Origin of the sequence: Vibrio antiquarius (assembly GCF_000024825.1) — a bacterium.
Taxonomy (GTDB): Bacteria; Pseudomonadota; Gammaproteobacteria; order Enterobacterales; family Vibrionaceae; genus Vibrio; species Vibrio diabolicus.
Genome location: NC_013456.1, coordinates 175,303 through 197,919 on the forward strand (window position 1 = coordinate 175,303; position 22,617 = coordinate 197,919).

The window sequence follows — 22,617 nt, forward strand, 5'->3', positions numbered from 1 at the left end:
TTAAATTAAAATTTGTTCTAATTTGTGCTTAAGGTACTTAGAACAAAAAGAATACCCAGCTCCCTTTACCAAGTATTCATTACTCAGATAATAGAGGAATTTTTGTCTGATAACAGGGTCGACCTCGTTTTTTGCTTGTACTATCGTTTGAGATGGATAGTTAAAATCGAACTCCACTGCCACCCCTTTGTAAGCATAAATTGACTCGCCCATCAATATTAATGGAGTCACGGTCTTTAGTACCTCAATACTTGCACTAGAATTAATAGTAAATACAGCTTCAGCGGCACGCGCCAGGTCTGCTATTTTCCCTTCAACATAGTAGGTATTGTCATCAAGTTGGTACTCTTTATCGTCTAGCGGATGAAGCTTAACTGCTAAGCTCATTTTTGCCGTCTTTGCCAAGTCCGCAACCAAATTGATAACTTCTTGATTAGATTTAAAAGGGCTGTGCAGTAGAAACTGAGAATCATTTTCTAGCTGGAGTAAAAGCAAAATGGAACCTTGGGAACCCAATGATGGTACTGATATCCTTTTTTTTTTCTTAAGCAATTTATTCGCAATACGTTTGAAATACTTTTTCAAACTATAGCTATTATGCATATAGCGGATAACTGTTCGATTTTTGTTTATCCGCTCAAAAGTGAAACCAAATAAAAAAATAAAGAAAAAAAACATCGATTTTATTGAGTCATGAGTATCTTTTGGTATAAAACTCCCCTGCTCTTTTGGGGTGTGCTGAACCTCATTACTAAATATTTTAAAATCTATCTTGCTGTTGGCATTAACACCTTGGGGATCGATAACAGTTGTAAATGGTCGAATAAGCCCCTGCTCTGTAACCAAATAATTTATACCCAACTCCTTGCATATATCAATTGCCACAGCGTGATACCACCTTGCATCATTATGCAGTAGAACGAGATTGATATCTTTTTCTATAACAAAACCTTTAAGCGCCACGTAAAACCTAGCCATATAGTTCAACTCCTCATTACTGAGAGTCCGACCTTCTACTTTTTGAGCATAAGCATGATGGTATGTTCGAAGTAAAGATATTTTTTCTTGGTAAGGCTGCGCTTGATCCTTACTCACTGCTGCGATCATATTAACTGCGAGAAACTGCTTGAAAGTAGGTAGATAGATTTTTTTTGATAAACAGGAAGTAACTGCATACCTTTTCTTTCCCAATATCCCCGCTATTTTTTCGTGTAGTGGCGAGTACATTGGATCTAGCGATAACACTATATGATCAGTTTTCATAGGTTAGTTTATCGCTACATTTGCTGCTACAGCAATTTGGTAAATGATTTGCGTAATATCTTTAACTGCCTGCATTGTTTTAGTGTCAACTTTAGGTAAAACTAAGATTTGATCACCTTTTTGTATGGGTTTCCCACTATCAAATTCAACCAGGCCGTTTGCTCGCACAACTGCTATACGCTGATCCTCGGCCCTATCAGTGAAACCACCGGCCCACGCAATGTAGTCGTCGATAGTGGCATTAGGGTTATAAACAAGCGCTTGTGGCATCAAAACCTCACCCCCCACTTGAATTAGATCTGTTTTGTTTGGAATAACAATTTGGTCACCTTGTTCTAATAATATATTAGCTACAAGACCATGTTCAGAAACAATGACTTTCCCTAGCGGCTGAACTTTACGAGCTCGTTCAGTAAACTGAAGTACCATTTCTGCTTCTTTTGCTCTGATTACAGCCTCTCCATCTGAAGACGCTGGTGCAGTAAAAATACTTCTTTCTAGCCGATTAAGAGACTCATCAATCATTTCTTTTTGCTTTTTCGCAACGCTATCTCTCAATATATAAATAGATTGGTAATCTGCAAGCATGGGATCAATAGGAATATTATTCAGCAAATCATGTAACTTAGTGCCTTTTGTAACTGCAAAGTAAGATGGTCCTAAGTAGCTACCAGAAACCTGAACATCTATGACTTGAGCGTGTAAGTCATCATTGAAGATAACTTTATCCCCGTCTCGTAATTCAAACCTCAGGAAATCTTGGTAAGTCATATAACGTGAGAATGGCCCATCTATTCGATTCCCAACAACTCCAACATGCGAAACTTTTGCGAGCGGTTTTGCATAAACCGCTAACTTTTCTCCTAATTCACTAGAATTTTCCAGTTCAAAGCGAAAGGGATTGCGAGCCCCTCCGGATACTGTGATAGCTGCTTTCTGTGGTGTTACCAAGATAACATCACCATCTTTAAAACTAACTTTTGGCATAACTCCAGATTGCATAAAATCATAGAGATCAACATTGGTTATGATTTTACCATTTCGTAGAACTTGAATTTCTCGATAACTGCCACGTTCAGAGTCAATACCGCCAGCACGTTTAAGAAAATAAAGTATTGAATCAGAGGCCATTCCAGCGTATTGCCCTGGTCTAATGACCGGCCCACTTAGAAAAACACTAACTGGCGTAGCAGTAAGTAAATTCACATACACGTTTACGTTAGTGGTATAAACGTGTTTAATTTTTTTTGTCACAAGCTCGTTGATTTGGCTAGCTTTTGTTCCAAGGACATGAATCGGGCCAACTTCTGGTATAAAGATATTTCCTTGATTGTCCACCGTAGCAACATTAGAGTAATTTACAGCTCCCCACAGCCAGATGTTAATCTTATCTCCAGCCGCAACGAGATAATTATCATTCAAACCATCAGCTCTTTCAGTCTCATAACCACCCGCAAAAATATTTGCTGCATAAGGAGGTGGTAGTTCTTCTCCAGAGGAAGGGAGTAATTGTCTAACATCCACTTCACCTGGCAAAAGAAGGTTATTTCTGTTCTCTTTATTAAATGAACCAGCAGAGAGTGTCTCGTTGGGTGGCGTTTGAGATTGGTTTAAAGTTCCAGAAGAGGGAAATGTAGGATTAGTTGCATTGAGGTTTAAATTGTTACTATCAAGTGCGAAAGCTGAATTGATACAAGCAAAGCTTGTAATTGCAACTAGCCATTGAGCTGCTTTATTTGTCATCTTCATCATTTTTTTAAAGCTTTTTCTCTAGTTTATCTTTAACAAGCCCATTGACCCAATACCAAGTATTTTTGGTATTATTTTTATCTGACTTTATCGAGCACACTACATTAGAAGTGGAGTCAATGCTCACTTCTCGACAGTATAGGCCCAGTGCAGAGAAATAAATCGGCCCAACAGCAACAGGATAATTTGGATGCGATATAGAGACCAGTTCAGGTCTGTTCAAATATCCCCAATACTGTTCTGGAACTTCCTCCATCATTTCTATCGAAGATGACTCTTGCGTAACAAGTGGAAGATCTGCCTTAACGTGGCGAGGTTTACTCGCACATGCACTCAGCACTGTAATGGACACTAAAGAAATGAAGAAATGTTTATGTCTGAAAAGTAGATGTTTTGTCATTTTTACGCACGCTACCGCCCTATGGTTAAACACGTTATCCATAACACGTATGTATTTTGGCAAATAAGATGCTTTGAGCACTCGATACTCTGGGCTAGCTAATCAGCTTTTCCCACAGTGAATGCCCCCTTTGAAGTGCGTACTAGGGTACAAGATAACTCTCCTTTGAGGCAAGTCCACACCCGCGGAAGAGTATACTCAATGGAGCGTATTCGCAATTTTCCAATTAATTAGCTGCATGCAATTTTTTGGTAAAAAAAACCAACAATTTCAAAAATGCAACAAAAAAAACCTTTTATAAGAAACTATTTACAGTCTGCCCAACTTTTAACTAGAATATGAGTTGAAACCCTAAATAGAGTTTCGAACATCGATGTTTTAAAACTAGTTAATACAAGGATTAATAATGAAGAATACAGCTCTAGCTATTCTTATGGCTCTAAGCGCATCAACTGCATTTGCAGCAGAAGAAGCTGGTTCAGCAGGCGCAGCTTCTGCATCTGCCACAGGCACAACAGCTGTAGCAGTAGGTGCGGCAGCAGCAGTAACTGTAGTAGCAGTTGCAGCGTCAGATAGCGACTCAACATCTACTTCAACATCTACTTCTACTTCTACTTCTACAAACTAATTTCGTTTTGTAGATAGAAGATAATCGCCCTGAATGACTCAGGGCGATTTTATTTGTAAGAGGGAATAATGAATATCTTCCGAACGTCTAAATGGATACGCCCACTTCTCACTCTTCCGCTATTCGCCTTACTCTTTGGTTGTACACAAAAGTTTAATGATGTTTCAGCAACCGTTCAAGAAGCGTACGGTAACTACATCGATGTAGAGATGACCCCAGAAGAAATAAATGCCGTTCCTTATGCCAGTGCCTATTTAAAACTTGGGAATCAAAAACAGGTATTTGTTGTTTTAGCTTTTGCAGAGCGAAATCCTCTCAATGGAAAAATACAACTGAAATGGGTAAGTGCTGACAAAGCTATGATCGTTACGGAGAATGGGCATATAGTCAAAACGATAGGTCTACAGAATGGGGACTTAGCGGGTATTTATGGTGACGTGCCAGATTTTTCTTCTGATTCAGCCTCTGTCAACTTTGCACTCTCATACGACTGGGCAACACAATACCGTTATGGTTTTCCTGTAAATGTAACGCGCTCTTACTCAGGCCAAGAAACGTTAATAACACCTATTTCTAACGCCATGACCGACGTATATAAAGAAGTTGTTGAGTTTAGCAGCCTTTCTCAATCGGTCGAAAACTACTATTGGGTAAACGAGCAAGGTCAGGTTATCAAAACCTTACAATACTTAGGACCAAATATGATTCCGGTTGAGTTAACCATTTTGAAGGGATATAGCAAATCATGAGCAAGCAACTACTAACATTACTCGGTTTGGTCATGCCGCTTTTGAGTATGCCTAGCTTCGCTCAAACAGAAAGCTCTGCTATGCAACCATTAAATGTTGAATTGCTAGGAGTAGGCAAACAGCTACAATTCCAAGAGCCGACTCGTTTAGAAAGTCTGTTAGCACTTGCTAAGGAGCAAAGCGTGTCTCTGCAATACTCTCTTGGTACCACTTTGTTTGACAAATCGGAACGCGCCGAAAAAAACTCTACCGCTTTAAAGAGCTCAGTACTCAATCAAATGATTCAACATAATTTGGTTGAACATCCATTCTATAAATTCATTCAGAAGCAAAGCTTTGCACCACGCTTACTGTCTGCGATCGATGTTGATAAAATTCGACTAAATAAATTCGACAACCCACTGTTGCGCGGCAATCTCCTGCTCGCAAGCCCTCTGCGCGAAGAAAAAGTGTATTTCTTGGGAAACTTGAATAGCGTGTATTCTATTAAAGAGCAAGCAGGCATCCCTTTGCAGAAGCAAATAGAGAATTTGAAAAGTAACATTGGTGCATTATCAACACCACCAGTGTTGATCTACCCAGATGGTCACGTAGTTAAGCCACATCACGGAGCTTGGTTAACAACACAATATTACCTACCACCTCTGACCTTGGTATATGTACCGTTTGGTGATCTTGAACGGCCTGAAATGGATCAAGATATAATCCGCCTACTCACCCAACTGATACCAAATGCTACAAAGAGACCGTAATGATACCAATTAGAAAAAGCTTAACCCTTTCTTTAATGGGCCCAGCATTGGTTTGGGCTCAAGAAGTACCCTTTGAGGCTCCCTCGTTACAGCCTTCTCAATCTGATTTTGGTGGTGTTGGCTTAATGCAGATGCCAACCGGACGTATGGCTCCTGAAGGGGAATTCAACTTTTCTGTTACCGGTAGTGATGAGTACCTTTTTTACAACGTTACTCTGCAACTAATGCCTTGGTTAGAAACAACCATTCGTTATACTTCGGTGCGAGATTTGCTCTATAGTAAGGATCCTAGTTTCTCGGGAGATACAAACTATACAGATAAAGGTATTGACTTTAAAATTCGATTGCTAAAAGAATCTCAGTATATTCCTGAGCTATCACTGGGTGTTCGAGACTTTGCTGGTACCGGCTTATTCGATGGAGAATACATAGCAGCTACGAAGCGGTATTCCAACTCTGAGCTAGGGACCTTTGATTTTACTTTTGGTATTGGTTGGGGGTCGCTAGGCACTCGTGACAACATCTCTAACCCGACTTGTAAATTGTCAGATCGATTTTGTGAACGCCCCTCTGACTATTTAGATACAGGTGGCACAACTAACTTTGATAGAGCATTTAAAGGACCAACTGCATTGTTTGGTGGTGTTGAATATCAGACCTTACATGCACCATTACGTTTTAAACTCGAATACGATAGCAATGATTACAGCGAAGACTTCCCTGTGGTAAAAGGTGGCGTGGACATGACACCACATACTCCGTGGAACGCTGGTATGCTGTACCGTATCGGAATGGCCGATTTTCGTTTAAGTTATGAACGCGGAGACACTTTGGTTGCAGGTTTAACGCTCAACACTAACTTCAATGACATGCCATCATTCTGGCGAGATGAGCCTACGCCAGAAGTCGAAGATAACCAACCAGAAGAACTGTCTAATGTTGACTGGGAACGTGTAACGGAAGATTTAGACAAAATTGCGGGTTACCAAAACACGCGCATTTATGTTGATGACAACACCGTAACTGTCGTTGGTGAACAGAAGAAATATCGTGACCGTACAGAGGCACATGAAAAAGCGGCGGCTGTACTTCATAATGAAATGCCTGAAGATATTGATACCTATGCGATCAATGAACGTAGCCGAGGCTTAGTCGGCGAACAAACGATTATTTCCAAGGAGAAATATCGCGACTTTGCCCAAGTTAATTACATCAACCCTAAAATAGAAGATGCAACCGCAAAAGCTAGCAATAAGCCAAGTGGAGAATCTGTCTATGATGGTTTTGAGCGTTTTGATTGGGGCTTTGCACCGAAGCTTGTTCAAACTCTCGGTAACGCAGAAGACTTCTACCTCTTTAGTGTAGGACTAAGCGGTAATGCCTCATACTGGCTGACGGATAACCTTGAAATTGGCGGCTCCTTATACTGGGATTGGTATAACAACTACGATAAGTTTAACTATGTCACTCCACCTGATGGTACTACCGTTCCTCGTGTTCGCACCATGTTCCGCGCTTACCAAAATGAACATACTGTAACCATGTCAAACCTACAATTGACTTGGTTCCAAGAGTATTCCAATACGATGGACCAGCAATTCTACGCTGGCTATCTGGAGAGCATGTTTGCCGGAGTCGGTACCGAGTTTCTTTACCGACCACAAGGAGCTAACTGGGCGATTGGCGCTGACGTCAACGTAATTTCTCAACGTGATCCACAAAGTTACTTCGGTGTTTACGATGAGAAATGGCAAAACGTGCCAGAATATGGACGTCCGTTCCAAGTTATTGATAAAGGATTCACTGGTTTTGTATCTGGTTACTACTACCCTCAATGGGAGTTCCTGCAAGATTTGATGATCCAAGTCGATGTTGGTCAGTTCCTAGCTGGCGATGTTGGTACACAAATCAATGTTTCTAAGCAGTTCAAGAGTGGCGTAATTGCTGGCGCCTTTGCCTCATTTACAGACTTGTCTGCGGATGAATTTGGTGAAGGTAGCTTTACTAAAGGTTTCTACTTGTCGATTCCGTTTGACATCATGACCGTTAAACCAAGTAACAATCGTGCGAACTTTAGTTGGCAGCCTCTTACTCGTGACGGAGGGCAGAAGCTCGGCCGCAAATACAGCTTAATTGAGTTAACCGACGAACGAAATCCTTGGTACCAAAGACCTAACCGTTCGGATGTGGAATAATAAAGTAATCAAGGGAGCTGAGGCTCCCTTTTTCATATCTAGATACTGAGCAATAGAAGACTCAAACCTATCTTCCTGCTTCCAATAGCGCTACTTTTCGTTTCTTGCTAGAATTCCTGAGAAAATTTTAATCTATGGTGGAAGTTCTATGATCATCGTAACTGGTGGCGCTGGCATGATCGGCAGCAACATTGTTAAAGCACTAAACGAAGCAGGTATTAACGATATCCTGATTGTCGACAACCTAAAAAATGGCAAAAAGTTTAAGAACTTAGTTGATCTGGACATCACAGATTACATGGATCGTGACGACTTTCTGACCCAAATTATGGCGGGCGATGATTTTGGTCCGATTGAGGCAATTTTCCACGAAGGTGCTTGCTCTGCAACGACTGAGTGGGATGGTAAGTACATGATGCTAAACAACTACGAGTACTCTAAAGAGCTGCTTCATTACTGTTTAGATCGCGAGATTCCATTCCTATACGCTTCTTCAGCAGCCACTTACGGCGATACAGATACTTTCGTTGAAGAACGCGAATACGAAGGTGCACTGAATGTATACGGTTACTCGAAACAGCAGTTTGATAACTACGTTCGTCGCCTATGGCAAGACGCTGAAGAACATGGTGAGACCCTTTCTCAAATCACCGGCTTCCGCTACTTCAACGTATATGGCCCACGTGAAGACCACAAAGGTAGCATGGCATCAGTTGCGTTCCACCTCAACAACCAACTTAACGCAGGTGAAAATCCTAAATTGTTCGCGGGCAGCGAATCATTCAAACGCGACTTCGTTTACGTTGGTGATGTCTGTAAAGTAAACCTGTGGTTCTTAGAAAACGGCGTATCAGGCATTTTTAACTGTGGTACTGGCCGTGCTGAATCTTTTGAAGAGGTAGCAAAAGCAGTTATCAAGCATCATGGCAAAGGCCAAATTGAAACCATCCCATTCCCTGAGCACCTAAAAGGCGCTTACCAAGAATTCACACAAGCGGATCTGACCAAACTGCGCACCGCAGGCTGTGATGTTGAATTCAAGACAGTTGCAGAAGGCGTTGCCGAATACTTGACTATCCAAAACAGTTAAGCACCACAAGGTGGCAGAACCATAACCTGCCACCTTTACTCAAGTGCAATAGCCTGTATCATTCCTTAATATCTTTTTTCTCATTTAAACCACTTCGCCAGTACACGAATAGGTAACTAGACACGCCATGACCATAAAACGTGATGACTTCGACCATAAAGCATATAACCCTGAGTTTAAGCGCCACTTCCTGTCGCCTAAGTACTGGGGCACGTGGTTAGGTGTTCTCTTATTTTTACCTTTATCATTAATGCCACTGGGTTTACAAAAGTGGTTAGCGAAAACCATAGCCAAAAAACTGTCGAAATCCCACAAAGGGCCAGCTCACCGAGCGAGGGTTAACTTTGAGCTGTGTTTTCCAGAAAAGTCGTTCCAAGAACGTGAAGCTTTAATAGAAAAAACACTCTACACAGCAGCCATGTTCTTTTTTCGCTTCGGGTTACTAAGTTTACGCTCACCAAAGTGGCTTCAGAACCGTTGCCAAATTCGCGGCCTAGACATTTTACGACAGCACATTGATAACAACGAAAATGTGATTTTAATGGTTCCCCACTCTTGGGCTATTGATGTGCCTGCTATCTTGCTCGCTTCAATGGGAATGCCAGTTTCTGCAATGGCGAAAAAGCAAAAGAATGATGTTGCCGACTGGCTGATGCACAAGCAAAGAGTTCAATACGGTGGCCGTGTTTATGAACGCTCAGGTGGCATTAAGCCTTTTCTGAAATCCATTCGAGATGGCTATGTAGGGTATTATCTACCCGATCAAGATCACGGCCCAGAGCATAGTGTGTTTGTCGATTTTTTTGCCACACGTAAAGCAACGCTACCTGGTTTAGGCAAAATTGCAAAACTATCACGCTCAAAAGTATTGCCTCTATTTGCGTCGATGAACACAGAAGACGGTACGTTTGATATTGAGATTTTACCGGCGTTTGAGCTGGATAAAGGCGAAGAGCAAGACGCTCGTACCTGTAATGAAGCCATTGAATATTTTGTCGGTGATAAGCCCGAACAATATATGTGGGTACTGCAGTTGCTGCACTCTCAAGAAGACGGCAATAACTATTACAATATCTTTAAGCCTAGATATGATACTGATTGGCAAGTAAATAAATGAAAAAGATTTTAATTATTGGCCCTGCGTGGGTCGGCGATATGGTAATGTCGCAATCGTTATATATCGTATTAAAGCAACGTCATCCAGATAGCCAAATTGACGTTATCGCTCCAGGATGGTGTAAACCGATTCTTGAGCGTATGCCTGAAATCCACCAAGCGATTGAAATGCCTATCGGTCATGGTGAATTTAACTTATTAGGCCGCAGGGAAATTGGTAAATCATTACGTGAAAAGCAATATGACCACGCCTATATCTTGCCTAAATCGGCGAAATCAGCACTGATCCCATGGTTTGCCAACATTCCTCTTCGTACTGGCTGGAAGGGAGAAATGCGCTATGGTTTATTGAATGACTTACGCCCCAACATGAAGTCTTTTCAATACATGGTAGAACGCTATGTAGCATTAGCTTATCCAAAAGCAGAGATGGTGGACTCCAACTCCCTTGGCGGGCTTGAAACCTTGCCCCGCCCACGCCTTGCAATCAACGCGGCTGAGCAACAAGCCACGCTCAAAAAGTTCAACTTAACGCAAGACCAACCAATCATTGGACTGTGCCCAGGAGCAGAGTTTGGTCCTGCCAAAAAATGGCCCGAAACACACTACGCTGAAGTTGCGACGCAAATGGCTCGATCTGGGCATCAAATCTGGTTGTTTGGTTCTCAAAAAGACTTAGAGACTTGTAACAATATCCGCGTACTTGTCCCGACGCAATTCCATGAGAACATTCATGTTCTAGCCGGCCAAACCAGCTTAATTGAAGCGGTCGATCTACTTGCTGCATGCAAGGCTGTTGTCGCGAATGACTCAGGCTTAATGCATGTGGCTGCTGCGGTTGGTTGTAATGTTGTTGCCGTGTATGGCTCAACTTCACCGAAGTACACCCCCCCACTCGCAGAAAAAGTGGAGATTGTTCATACCGATATTGATTGTCGCCCTTGTTTCCAGCGTGAATGTCAATACAAACACCTTAAGTGCTTGACAGAACTTTCGCCTAAGCAAGTGCTAGATAGTATCCAAAAACTTGACGCCATTACGATAAGCTCATGTTAGTTCGTATTGTTTATACCTTACTACTCGCTCTAGCATCACCGCTGCTTTTATTTGGTTTGTACAAGAGCAAACCAAATAAGCCTAAGTTCGGCTCTCGCTGGAGAGAGCACTTTGGCATAACTCCCAAGCTAAAAAGCAACGACAAACCTATTTGGATACATTCCGTATCTGTTGGTGAAAGCATAGCAGCAACACCTTTAATCAAAGCCCTTAAGGAACAAAACCCCGAACAATCTATTCTAGTTACTACAACAACAAGTACCGGAGCTGAACAGATTGCTAAGTTGGGTGATTTAGTTGAACACCGCTATATGCCAATTGACTTTGGGTTCGCTATCAAAGGTTTTCTTAAAGCAGTGCAACCAAAACAGATGTTGATCATTGAGACTGAGTTGTGGCCAAACACGCTTCACAATGTTCACAAAGCGGGTATCCCTATAACTGTCGTGAATGCGCGCCTATCTGAAAAATCGTGTAAGAACTACGCCAAAATACAGCGGCTTTTTAACCAACTTCATCCATGCCTAACTCAAGTACTCTGCCAAACAGCTTCAGATGCCGAGCGCTTTGAACGCTTAGGCGTCGAGAAAAAGAAACTATCCGTTACCGGTTCTATTAAGTTCGATATTCAAATATCAGAGCAAGTGAAACAGCAAGGACAGCAGCTTCGAGCCCAGCTTGGAGACGATCGTCCGATTTGGATTGCCGCTAGCACCCACAAAGGCGAGGACGAACAGGTATTAGATGCACATAGACAAGTTTTAAAATCTCATCCAAATGCTTTACTCGTTTTGGTTCCTCGCCATCCAGAACGATTTGATGATGTATTCACGCTTTGCCAACAGCAAGGCTTTAACACTGTGCGTCGTACTTCAACGCATGCAGTAGAGACAAATACTCAAGTATATCTCGGCGATACTATGGGTGAGATGCTAACTTTGATGGGTGCAGCAGACATCTGCTTTATGGGTGGCAGTCTAATCGGAGATAAAGTCGGTGGACACAATGTGTTAGAGCCAGCAGCTCTGGGAGTACCTGTAATCACCGGACCAAGTTATTACAATTTTACAGAAATTGTTAATCTTCTTAAAAAACATTCGTTCTGCAATATCATTACAAAAGTTAACGAACTCAGTAACTTGATAGATAATCACTTTTCATTAAGTACAAACTCTATAAGTTTGCATAGTGCAAATTTCATCGCTAATTATACAAATGTTGTGAATAAAATAGTAACAATAATCTTTGAGAAAAAATAATGAAAAACATCATTACGTATAAGAGAATTCAATCTAATTATGAGAACGTATGTTACGTAAACTCAATTTTCGCACTTTTTTTATACTTATATATTAATAAAGGGGGCCATAATACACTGTTCGTTAGCCATATTGACTTCCAGGCTCTGTTAGCGAATAGTAAGTTAGATAACGTAGTCATTGTTAACACTAAGCTCAACAAAAATTGGGACTCTTTTCTTTACAAAATGGGACTTCTACAATATGACATTACAACTCTAATTAAAAAGAAAAAGTTTTTTGGTCACGATCACCTAACCTATGCGTTTCTATTCGATTTATCTCATGGCTCAGTTCTAGAAGATGGTGCTGGAAACTATAATGGCCCAATACCATACAAAAAAAGAGTAAAACGCGCTTTAAAAGGCAGAGTTGTCTCTCCTTTGGGCTATGGAAATAAAATAACTAGCATCTATTTATCAAAACCAGAACTTGTAGACTCTCAATTACAAAGCAAAACAAAAGTCTTCGATGTTGTTGATATGTTGGACTACACCAGAAATTTTAGTTTGCAGATGATCCTAACGCACAGCTTCGAGTCTCTTAGTGGAAAAAACATTTTATTTACTCAACCTATCAGCGATCTGGTGACGGAAGATGGAAAAATAGAGCTGTACAAAGAAATTGCTGAGAAATATAACATTACAGTAATAAAGCCACATCCTCGCGAATGTACAGATTATACTAAGCACTTTTCTTGTTTGGTTCTAGATAAATTTATACCAGCTGAAGTTCTTATTTCTCCAGATGATAAAAATGTTCATCTTTATACTTTGAACTCAACCTCTGTACTGAACCTAAAAGAGGTCAATGATAATATACAAGTTGATTTACTTGCACAGGATCTACACGATTTCCTTACTCAATGGAAAACAGACAAAAACCTGAAATAAGAAAATTTGAACCATTAAGTAATATAATGCCTTGTAACAAGGCATTATATATCAGTTCGTTTTGCCCATAAAAAACTCAGCCAATTCAAAATCCAACTTCTGATCGATATCAAAAGAGACTCGGTTATCCATAACATAGGCGTATGACTTAGCGGTATAATGAATTTTTTTTTGTTCCAGCAGATCTCTGGCATCAAAAATGTATATCGCTCCATTTAGTCGGTAAAACTCTCCGAGGTCTTGTGAACGATTAAGTGCTTCTGGCCTCAAAAATCCCCCCATCGAACCATCTTCCGGAAGCGTGTTCGACCATAGCGGGGAGTGCTCACATGGTGTAACAGAAACCACTGACAAAGCTTGCTTTTCTATGAACAACTCCAGAGCTTCATTAATGTGCTGAGTGGTGCGTAAAGGGGATGTCGGTTGTAACAAGACAAGTATCTCATCACCTTTACCAAACTTTTCAAGCGTGTAAATCAACACACTTTCTGTTTTCGCTGTATCAGAAGCCAAATGTTCCGGCCGCAATTCAGGAACTTCAGCCCCGAATTGTAATGCAATATCTGCGATTTCTTGATCATCAGTACTCACCAAGACTTTGTCGATGTATGGGCAATTATTCGCAGCATCAATAGACCAAGCAATTAAAGGTTTACCGTTTAGCGGTAACACATTTTTTCTAGGCAAGCGCTTACTACCCCCACGAGCAGGAATGAGCGCAATTACTTTTTTACCATCGATCACTACAGTACACCTAACGTATGAATATCTGCTTGAGCGCGATTAAAATCATCCATTCTACCAATGTCAAGCCAGTACTCGTGAATTGGAAACATGAGTACATTTTCACGTTCATGCATATGTTGCTCAAGTAAAGTCGGCATATCAATATGATGATTTTTCGGTACGGATTGGATGACTCTCGGAGATACAACGTATATTCCGGCATTAACAAAAAAACGTTGGATTGGTTTTTCTACCATGCTGGTAATTCTATTGCCATCGCCATTGATGACACCATACGGGATCTGATAATCATATTCACGGACACACATCGTTGCATCAGCTTGATTTTCTGTATGGAACTCCAGAAGTCTCTGAAAATCAACTTTCGTTAAGACATCGCCATTCATCATTATTAATGGCAGGTCTGCTGGTAAGTCCTTAGGTAGCAAACCCAAAGCACCGCCAGTACCTAACGGAGACTCTTCATAAACGTAGGTGATATTTACCCCGAGCTTAGAGCCATCACCAAAATACTGCTCAATCTGCTCCGGCATGTAATGAGTAGAAATATAGAAATTAACAAAACCAGCCTTAATGAAGCTTCGAATAACCGTTTCTAAAATAGGCTTACCACCAATTTTGAGCATTGGCTTAGGACATGTATCAGTCAGAGGTTTCAACCGAGTCCCGAAACCACCAGCCATGAGAAAAACGGGATTTTGATAGGTTGGTTGACGTAGCGCACCGTGCAAAGTTTCTAAACCAACCACTTTTCCGTTTTTTATCAATGGAATAGAAAGAACGCTACGGCTCTCCATTGCTGAAATTAACTCTTCACGAGGGGTGTTAATATTAGCCGTCAATGGGTTAGTGTTCATCACTTGCGCTACATCAGCAGTCAAAGGCAAGTTTTTAAGCAACCCACGACGAATATCACCATCCGTAACGACCCCCAAAAGATGGTCATTATCGTCAACAACTAGCACAACTCTCAACGCTTCATTGTTTATAATTTCTAACGCATCAAGTAATGAACTGGTTGGCTTAATTAAAACATTTTTCCAACAATGACTCATGCTTAACCTATTTTCTAAATCATTTAAAACTTTTCATTGTTACCCTATATGGGTAACAGATCGTATCCATTGGCACATTTTGAGTGATTGTCGCTCCAGCACCTACAATAGAGTTTGTATCTATTCGGACGTTTTGAATCACCGTAGCCCCAGCTCCAATATAAACATTATCGCCAGTCAGAACTTGACCACACAGTGTTGAACGAGGGGCCAAATGGTTAAAAGATCCAATATCACAGTCATGCTCAACTATAACGCCAGTATTCACTATTGTATGGCGACCAATTCTGGCTCCGGCTTGAATAATGGCACTGGAAAGAATTTGCCCCCCCATATGAACTTCCGCAAAAGGAGATACTTGAGCAGAAGAGGCAATCACTGTTTCGAACTGGTACCCACTCGCTGTATAAAACTCAGTTAGCTTGCTTCTTAAGCCCGATTTGGGGAGAGCACCAATGCCATTGACTAGCAAAACTTCGTTACAATCAAACCTAAAGACATCTTCGTCTTTGCGAAAATGGGGTAGCTCGTTAAAAATGCCGCGCTCACTCAGCTCATCCGGGCAAATAACCGCCAAGATCTCTCTTTGCTGCTGTAGAAGTACATCCACTAGTACACTAGCGTGACCACCTCCACCAATAATGACGAGAGGCTTCAAGCTCTCTTTATTCAAAGATTAAATCTCCTGCTTGGTAAGCCTTACTGGCTGGCTTATCCAGTAGTTCCCAAAATTTATAAGGAGAAAGGCCCGTGCCAGGGCGTTTTATAGTCAGGTTATCCTGAGTAAAAACTTCACCTACAGCGATGTTCGTCGCTGCAATCAAGCTCTTCCTAGCTACCGCTTTGTTCTTTACCTCAGAAACCGTTGGGCTTTTCACTCCAACACCTAACGCAACTTCCACCTGACGAATAGCTGAAACCATTGCAGTCAACTCGCTCGGCTCGAGCGAAGCTTTATGATCTGGCCCTTCCATATTCTTATCTAAAGTAAAGTGTTTCTCTATTAGTACCGCTCCGCGAGCAACAGCCGCAATTGGGATTGTGATACCTTCACTATGGTCAGAATAGCCAGCGGGTAGTTCAAAGGCGTTAGCAAGAGTATCCATAGCCTTAAGGTTTATCTCTTCCATTGGTGCAGGGTATTCTGTCGTACAATGCAGTAGCGTCACTTTTGCTTTTAAGGCTTTTTGCCCCACTTCAGAGGCATAAGCTTTTTGAAAATTTAGCTCACTTGGCGTGGCATTTTGATCAGCAGTGTAACCAAAAGCAATCACTCCCAAAACAGCTTCTATTTCCGAGAGTGTAGCCATTCCTGTAGAAACAATGAGATCACAACCTGTACGTGCATGTTCTAAAACTAGAGGGGCGTTAGTAATCTCGCCCGACGGTATTTTTAATCGGGTGAGATTCAAATCGTTAACAAGGAAATCTAGACTCTCAGAGTCAAAAGCTGTCGATAGAAACTCAATACCGATTGACTGACAATGCTCTACTAGTTGGTGATGAACATCATAAGAAAGTTCTAACCGACTAAGCATCGCAAGTTGAGACTCTTGCTTTTGCGTATTTGCTACTTGATATTCAGCTTGTTTTGCTTCAGCTGTAACTAAGTTTTTAGCTTTAAAAGTTTGAAACTTAACAATATCAGCACCAGCTTTATGCGCCGCATTGACTAGCTCAAATGCCAACGTCTCATCACCATTGTGATTTACACCAGCTTCAGCAATTATTAATGTCATAGAGTCTCTTTATATCGTCTTTAAATCTACAATGGGATAATTATACATTATCAAAATCTAGGTCGAAAAAGGCTTTACTCGGCTCAAAACGCAAAGTCTTAATCATGTCAATCACCTGCCCGCTTGTATCGCCTTGCCCATAAGGATTTAAGACAACCTCGTTGCTATCGCTTTTGTAAGCTCTCTGCACAGCCGCACTTATTGAAGCAGAAATATCTATCTGATTAGGCTTACAATTTAGGACACTCTTGGCGGCCAAACGCCCTTTTTGTCTTGAACCAATATTAACGGTAGGTACATCAAAAGCAGGCACTTCGATAATCCCACTCGAAGAATTACCAATCACAGCAGCTGCATGCTTTACCGCACTCAAGTAACGTACTTGCCCAAGAGATGGAATAGCTAATACACGTTGTGGGTTAGCTTGAGCATATTGTTCCAAAATAGGGATAATACGTCGTCCTCCATCATCAGCATTCGGATAAGTAAGGATTACTTGATGATTGGGAAATTCATCTAATGCGCCTAAAAGCGCTTGAAAGCTTGCCTCAGGCTTCTCATCACCTAAGGTCACTGGGTGATATGTAACCACAAAAAATGGTTGAGTTAGGTTAAAGGCAAGTGACTTAGCAAGCTCATCTACCGTCATAAACGTTGCGCGTTTTAGGTGGTCTAGACCGATAGCACCCACATTTTTTACTCGGTCGGGCGACTCACCTAACTGAATAACACGCTGCCTGTAATCCTCTGTGGACGTAGCATGCAAATAGCTTAATTTGGTAATGGCATGGCGTATTGCATCATCATACGCTCCTTCAGTGATCTCCCCACCGTGCAAGTGAACAATAGGGATACGCAGTATCATTGCCGTTTGTGCTGCGGCAAGAGCTTCAAATCGGTCGCCTAAAATGACCAATACATCAGGTTGCAGTCTTGAAAGGGCATCAGCAAAGCCAAGTACTCCTAGTCCCATACTTTTCGCGATCCCAACTGCCGAATCGGATGAAAGTAGAATCTCAATTTTTTCATCAATGACAAAGCCATCTTGCTCTATTTGATGATAAGTTTCGCCAAACTCTGGCGAAAGGTGCATACCAGACACCAAAAGCTGAAGTTTCAACTCAGGATCATCTTGAATATCCTTTAGAAGCCAGTAAAGCAGCCCGTACTCTGCTCTCGTCCCGGTAAACACGGCGACTTTCTTTTGCTGCTGTGTCATGTTTAATCTTGCCTTAACGATTTAGTGCAACTGGAGTGCTTGGTAAGTTAATTAAATGCGCCTCGATGAACTCTGAGTGACTTAAATCACCACGCAGTGCATTTTCAAACATCGGCAAACGATGCATCAACTTCCAAATTGGACGAGTCATCACGCCCGCGGCATTAGTCTCTTGTAATATCGCTTCTCGCGATTCGATGTCCGGACAAATGATCGCATTGAGCCAGTAGTTTGAGTGTGCGTACTCAGGCTCAGTCACAAACTGAACATCGCTACCAGAGAAGAAAGCTTGATACTGCTTTGCTAACTCACGCTTTTGTGCCAAGTACGTTTCTATCACTTCCATCTGCGCACAGCCAAGTGCAGCATTTAGATTTGGCATACGATAGTTAAACCCAGGTTCATCGTGATAAAACTCATAAGGATGAGGTACTTTCGCGGTCGTAGTCACATGCTTAGTATGTTGGCCTAACTCTTTGGTCTTACACAACACTATACCACCACCACCTGTCGTAATAATCTTATTGCCATTAAAGCTAACCGCACCAAAATCACCAATCGTTCCAGTGTGTTGACCTTTATAAAAAGATCCTAAGCTTTCTGCCGCATCTTCAACCAAATTAAGCTGCCACTTGTGACAAATCGCAATCAATTCATCTAACTCAACGGGATGACCAAACGTATGCATGGGCACAACAGCCCTAATGCGTTGACCCGTTGTTTGATGAAAACACCCTTCCTCTGTAAGCTTTGCGTGTTCCATTAAGTAAGCATCAACCGCTTTAGGGCACAAACCAAGGCTAACTTTTGAAACATCAACAAAAATAGGCTCGGCCCCCATATGATAAAGGGCATTGCAGGTAGCCACAAAAGTGAGGGCCTGAGTGATCACCAAATCACCACGTTGCACACCTGCCATATACAGCGCAGCATGCAATGCAGCAGTACCATTAACAGTTGCTACCGCTTTTTCACTGCCAGTGTATTGCTCTATTTTCTGTTCGAATTGATCAACAAACTTACCGACGCTTGATACAAAAGTACTGTCAATAGTCTCCATCACATACGCTTTTTCATTGCCTTGGAAAGCTGGCGCGTGTAATGGAATAAAGTCTTCGGTTTTATACGTATCTTGCACAAATTCAACAATCGATGTTGGATTCATCATTCGCTCCGCTTACATCTTGCTGTCTAGGTATTTTCCCGTTTCTTTGTGGCCAAAGTCGGGAATCATGGTAAAGAACAATTCTACAATTTGCTCCTTGCTCCACTCACGTTTATCTTTCATCTCAGCAATGCTTTGCTCGAACAAAGTCAAAAGAGCTTGTTCGAAAAGAGGTTCATTTTTGATGATGCCTAAGTTTTCAAAGCGTTCCATATCAAGGACTTCTTTATCCGTGAAGAACTCCTCAAAATCTTTCTCACCCGTAGTATCACTTTCTGTAAACAAGCAAGGCCATTTACCTTGCTCAGGTAAAGTTTTCGCCAGTTCACGAGCCTCATCTTCACTGCTACAGAGATATGGTTCATAACCCAATTGCTCTAGATATTTCACTGCAATATCAGCAAATGAAATTAAGTGAAGCGCTTCACTCAATTTAGGGAAAAAGATGTCTCGGTTTTCACCAAAAATACAAGACATCAGGCAGAGCTCACCCGACTCTTGTGGCGTTACGAAATAGCGCTTTATGTCATTAGGAGCAACAATAGGTTGACGCTTTTGAATACGTTGATTGAAGCCGTGCAGTAAAGAGCCGTCAGAAAATGCGACATTGGCAAAGCGAGCGGTTGAAATCGACATTTGCTTACTTCTACGCATCAAGAACATCTCCATAATGCGCTTAGACGCTCCCATCATATTGACTGGATTTGCCGCTTTGTCTGTCGATACACAGAAATATTTCTTCGCTCCAGATTCTATTGATTGCTGGATGGTCTTATCTGTATTGAATACATTCACGTCGATCATACGCATAAGTGTGAAAGGATCTTTTTCACTGCGCACGTGTTTCAGCGCTGACAAGTTCAGCACGTAGTCAAACTGCCCATCCGATTTGATAAACGCATCGTACTCAATGGAACCAATATCCAATGCGAATGTTTGAAAATCGCCATCAATGTAACCAAAAGAGCTACGAATATCACGAACCAACTCAACCATATTATTTTCACTAATATCAACAACATGAAGTTTCTTTGGGTTACGTTTAAAAATCTCTTTCGTGACCGCTTGACCAATAGAGCCCGCCCCACCTAAGACAAGAAAGCGAGATTCAGAGACAATCTTTGACAATTCAACTTCTTGATTTGAGATGTCTTGAGTGAATAAAGCATCGGTACGACCGATAAGAGAGAGAATATTGCTCATATTTAGCCTTGAAAATTTGGGTGTGGCCTAGCTATAAAGTGTAGCTAGCTCTTGAAGTGAACGTTGCTCTTCTGCATTTATTTTAGAGGCATTAGCTTTAACATCAATCTGTTTTCCTAAACTGCTCGCTAGCTCATCAAATGTAGAAAAACTACAGAGTTCAACATTTTGTGCATCTTTAAAGAACAGTTCATTGTGGCTTCCTTTCGCCACATAAACCTTACCTTGCCCCCACTTCATCAGTTGACGGGCGGTACTAGCTCCGCCTCTAGGTTGAAGCACAAGATGGGTGCACGACATCACAACAGCCGTGTAAGCTAGTGGGGGAAGTGAAGTTATGACAGACACATCGACTGTTTGCTTCTTTATCTTTTGCAAATAGGTTAAATAAAGATCTAAAAGAAGACGTTTTCGCCACTGCTTTACAGGCCACATCACAACAAACTTGTATTCCGTGTGCACTCCAGCTTTTATGAATGCACGCAACATCGCTTTAATGTTTTGATATTTAAATGCATTAGGTTTAGTACCTAAAAGGATACTTTTTTTCTTATTTTTTTCGTCTGCATAAACAGAAATCGCCAGAGTCTCAGCAGATTTAGTGGGTAATGTGTCGAAGACAACACTAGAATCAACAAGACAAAAATCACACCTTTCTAATACTTGGCTCAACTTCTCACGAAACGCACTATTTAAAGCAATAAACTGCTCTTGTTGACTTAAAACCCAAAGATCATTCTCTGTAATGTTAAGCTTAACATCTGCAACTAAGCGTCCATGTTTATCTTTGCACCAAAGCCATCTGTCAACCTCATCATCCGTGATAAACATATAACACTTGCTCTTCATTTGTGGACTAAGCTCGAGAACCTCTCGAATTTGAGCAGAGTTAAGTGCACTCAGAGAGAAATAAGTTATCGTTGAAGCGTTCAAAAAAATAGAGTTGTTCACCTTTTCGTAAGAAAAGTAAGTGACTCCATCAATTTTCTTATGGTACTGAGATTCAATATCACCACACCCGAAAACGACGACACCTAACGTCTCGTGATTAATGCCAGCTTTCTCAATTAAGGCATCAATAAACAGAGGGGAAAAGTAGTCTGTGCTAGACACTAAAAAAATATGTTTAATCTCGCTGCTTCGCATTTTTACAATTCCATACGCCCTAAAACATTTTTTATAGCATTAATAACATACGACTGCTCACTATCACTCATATTGAAGTACAGTGGTAGCCTTACCAAGCGCTCACTTTCTTGTGTCGTATATATATCACTGCCGACAAACCGACCAAACTGTTGGCCAGCTGGTGAGCTATGCAATGGAATATAGTGAAACGCAGAGACTATGCCCTCTTCACGAAGCATTTCAATAAACTGGCTTCTCAATTCCAGATTTTCCAGTTTCAAGTAGAACATATGCGCATTGTGCTGACATTCAAAAGGAACAGTTGGCACTTCTATATTGTGTTTTGCGGCAAGAGGCGTAAGCTCATCTAGATATTTTCGCCAAATTTGTAGCCGTCTTTGGTTAATCCCTTCAGCTTCTTCAAGCTGCCCCCAAAGGTATGCTGCTTGTATCTCACTTGGAAGCAAACTACTACCAAGATCAACCCAAGTATATTTGTCTACCATGCCACGGAAGAACAAACTTCGGTTCGTCCCCTTCTCTCTGACAATTTCTGCACGCTCAACAAAAGATTGGTCATTAATAAGAAGTAGTCCACCTTCACCACCGGACGTATAATTTTTCGTCTCATGAAAACTATATGCACCTAGATGGCCAATTGCCCCCAACGCTTTCCCTTTGTAAGTAGACATCACACCTTGAGCCGCATCTTCAATAACAATGAGTTTATACTTCTCTGCAATACTCATGATCGTGTCCATCTCACAAGCAACACCAGCATAATGTACAGGTACAATAGCAACCGTTTTTTCAGTGATTGCAGCCTCAATTTTGGTTTCATCAATGTTCATCGTATCTGGACGAATATCAACAAACACCACTTTTGCACCACGCAGTACAAATGCATTCGCAGTGCTAACAAAAGTGTAGCTTGGCATAATCACTTCATCACCAGGCTGAATATCGATCAGTAAAGCGGCGAGTTCAAGCGCATGGGTACATGAAGGCGTTAACAAAGTCTTAATACAGCTCGCTCTGTTTTCAAACCAACTCTCGCATCGTTCAGAAAGTGGCCCATCTCCCGAGAGTTTACTTCCTTGGATAGCTTGCTCAATAAAGCTAAGCTCTTTACCTACAACTGGGGGCTTATTAAATGGAATCATTAATCTATC

The 22,617-nt window shown here is 41.5% G+C and carries 21 protein-coding genes; 9 read left to right on the top strand and 12 right to left on the bottom strand.

The window, feature by feature from the left end; all coding sequences use genetic code 11:
• From VEA_RS00865 to VEA_RS00875, 3 genes are read right to left on the bottom strand one after another with little or no spacing between them, the layout of a single operon-like run.
• Complete coding sequence (locus tag VEA_RS00865) at positions 1 to 1,263, bottom strand: capsular polysaccharide export protein, LipB/KpsS family (RefSeq protein ID WP_006742502.1); 1,263 nt, start codon at positions 1,261 to 1,263, stop codon at positions 1 to 3.
• Between the two features lie 3 nt (positions 1,264 to 1,266).
• Positions 1,267 to 3,015: a polysaccharide biosynthesis/export family protein gene (locus VEA_RS00870; RefSeq protein ID WP_006742503.1), complete on the bottom strand. Its 1,749-nt coding sequence runs from the start codon at positions 3,013 to 3,015 to the stop codon at positions 1,267 to 1,269.
• Positions 3,016 to 3,019: 4 nt separating this feature from the next.
• Positions 3,020 to 3,412, bottom strand: coding sequence for a hypothetical protein (locus VEA_RS00875; protein WP_154647398.1), 393 nt, complete (start codon positions 3,410 to 3,412; stop codon positions 3,020 to 3,022).
• A 406-nt stretch (positions 3,413 to 3,818) separates the two neighbouring features.
• On the opposite strand from VEA_RS00875, the gene VEA_RS00880 reads away from it, so the two are divergent.
• The 9 genes from VEA_RS00880 (at position 3,819) to VEA_RS00920 (ending at position 13,189) form a co-directional block, all read left to right on the top strand.
• Positions 3,819 to 4,040: a hypothetical protein gene (locus VEA_RS00880; RefSeq protein ID WP_005535462.1), complete on the top strand. Its 222-nt coding sequence runs from the start codon at positions 3,819 to 3,821 to the stop codon at positions 4,038 to 4,040.
• A 68-nt stretch (positions 4,041 to 4,108) separates the two neighbouring features.
• On the top strand, positions 4,109 to 4,789 hold the full coding sequence (locus tag VEA_RS00885) for a YjbF family lipoprotein (protein WP_006742504.1): 681 nt from the start codon (positions 4,109 to 4,111) through the stop codon (positions 4,787 to 4,789).
• Positions 4,786 to 5,541, top strand: coding sequence for a capsule biosynthesis GfcC family protein (locus VEA_RS00890; protein WP_006742505.1), 756 nt, complete (start codon positions 4,786 to 4,788; stop codon positions 5,539 to 5,541). Before VEA_RS00885 ends, VEA_RS00890 begins: the two co-directional genes overlap by 4 nt.
• Positions 5,541 to 7,736, top strand: a complete 2,196-nt coding sequence (locus VEA_RS00895) for a YjbH domain-containing protein (protein WP_006742506.1) — start codon at positions 5,541 to 5,543, stop codon at positions 7,734 to 7,736. The genes VEA_RS00890 and VEA_RS00895 overlap by 1 nt, the downstream gene beginning before the upstream one ends.
• A 148-nt stretch (positions 7,737 to 7,884) precedes the next feature.
• The gene (gene rfaD, locus VEA_RS00900) at positions 7,885 to 8,826 is read left to right on the top strand and encodes an ADP-glyceromanno-heptose 6-epimerase (RefSeq protein ID WP_006742507.1); all 942 of its coding nucleotides are present in this window, start codon (positions 7,885 to 7,887) and stop codon (positions 8,824 to 8,826) included.
• A 127-nt stretch (positions 8,827 to 8,953) separates the two neighbouring features.
• The gene (gene lpxM, locus VEA_RS00905; RefSeq protein ID WP_006742508.1) at positions 8,954 to 9,943 is read left to right on the top strand and encodes a lauroyl-Kdo(2)-lipid IV(A) myristoyltransferase; all 990 of its coding nucleotides are present in this window, start codon (positions 8,954 to 8,956) and stop codon (positions 9,941 to 9,943) included.
• A complete protein-coding gene (gene waaF / locus VEA_RS00910) occupies positions 9,940 to 10,998 on the top strand; it encodes a lipopolysaccharide heptosyltransferase II (RefSeq protein WP_006742509.1) in 1,059 nt (352 codons plus the stop codon). Before lpxM ends, waaF begins: the two co-directional genes overlap by 4 nt.
• Positions 10,992 to 12,257, top strand: a complete 1,266-nt coding sequence (gene waaA / locus VEA_RS00915; RefSeq protein WP_006742510.1) for a lipid IV(A) 3-deoxy-D-manno-octulosonic acid transferase — start codon at positions 10,992 to 10,994, stop codon at positions 12,255 to 12,257. The genes waaF and waaA overlap by 7 nt, the downstream gene beginning before the upstream one ends.
• A complete protein-coding gene (locus tag VEA_RS00920) occupies positions 12,257 to 13,189 on the top strand; it encodes a glycosyltransferase family 52 (protein WP_006742511.1) in 933 nt (310 codons plus the stop codon). The genes waaA and VEA_RS00920 overlap by 1 nt, the downstream gene beginning before the upstream one ends.
• 51 nt (positions 13,190 to 13,240) lie before the next feature.
• Here the strand turns inward: VEA_RS00920 and VEA_RS00925 are convergent, their stop codons facing one another.
• From VEA_RS00925 to rffA, 9 genes are read right to left on the bottom strand one after another with little or no spacing between them, the layout of a single operon-like run.
• On the bottom strand, positions 13,241 to 13,933 hold the full coding sequence (locus tag VEA_RS00925) for an acylneuraminate cytidylyltransferase family protein (RefSeq protein ID WP_006742512.1): 693 nt from the start codon (positions 13,931 to 13,933) through the stop codon (positions 13,241 to 13,243).
• Positions 13,933 to 14,991, bottom strand: a complete 1,059-nt coding sequence (locus VEA_RS00930) for a nucleotidyltransferase family protein (protein ID WP_006742513.1) — start codon at positions 14,989 to 14,991, stop codon at positions 13,933 to 13,935. The genes VEA_RS00925 and VEA_RS00930 overlap by 1 nt, the downstream gene beginning before the upstream one ends.
• Positions 14,992 to 15,010: 19 nt before the next feature.
• Positions 15,011 to 15,664, bottom strand: a complete 654-nt coding sequence (locus VEA_RS00935; protein ID WP_006742514.1) for an acetyltransferase — start codon at positions 15,662 to 15,664, stop codon at positions 15,011 to 15,013.
• Positions 15,657 to 16,730, bottom strand: a complete 1,074-nt coding sequence (neuB, locus tag VEA_RS00940; RefSeq protein ID WP_006742515.1) for an N-acetylneuraminate synthase — start codon at positions 16,728 to 16,730, stop codon at positions 15,657 to 15,659. The genes VEA_RS00935 and neuB overlap by 8 nt, the downstream gene beginning before the upstream one ends.
• A 40-nt stretch (positions 16,731 to 16,770) precedes the next feature.
• Positions 16,771 to 17,949 carry a UDP-N-acetylglucosamine 2-epimerase gene (gene neuC, locus VEA_RS00945; protein ID WP_006742516.1) on the bottom strand — a complete coding sequence of 393 codons (1,179 nt, stop codon included), beginning with the start codon at positions 17,947 to 17,949 and terminating at the stop codon, positions 16,771 to 16,773.
• A gap of 13 nt (positions 17,950 to 17,962) precedes the next feature.
• Entirely contained in the window at positions 17,963 to 19,114 is a 1,152-nt protein-coding gene (locus VEA_RS00950; protein ID WP_012841188.1) for a LegC family aminotransferase, read from the bottom strand.
• Positions 19,115 to 19,126: 12 nt separating this feature from the next.
• On the bottom strand, positions 19,127 to 20,317 hold the full coding sequence (locus VEA_RS00955; protein ID WP_006742518.1) for a UDP-N-acetylglucosamine 4,6-dehydratase: 1,191 nt from the start codon (positions 20,315 to 20,317) through the stop codon (positions 19,127 to 19,129).
• A gap of 27 nt (positions 20,318 to 20,344) precedes the next feature.
• The gene (locus tag VEA_RS00960) at positions 20,345 to 21,463 is read right to left on the bottom strand and encodes a hypothetical protein (RefSeq protein ID WP_006742519.1); all 1,119 of its coding nucleotides are present in this window, start codon (positions 21,461 to 21,463) and stop codon (positions 20,345 to 20,347) included.
• A gap of 2 nt (positions 21,464 to 21,465) precedes the next feature.
• Entirely contained in the window at positions 21,466 to 22,608 is a 1,143-nt protein-coding gene (rffA, locus tag VEA_RS00965; protein ID WP_006742520.1) for a dTDP-4-amino-4,6-dideoxygalactose transaminase, read from the bottom strand.
• Positions 22,609 to 22,617: the final 9 nt, after the last annotated feature.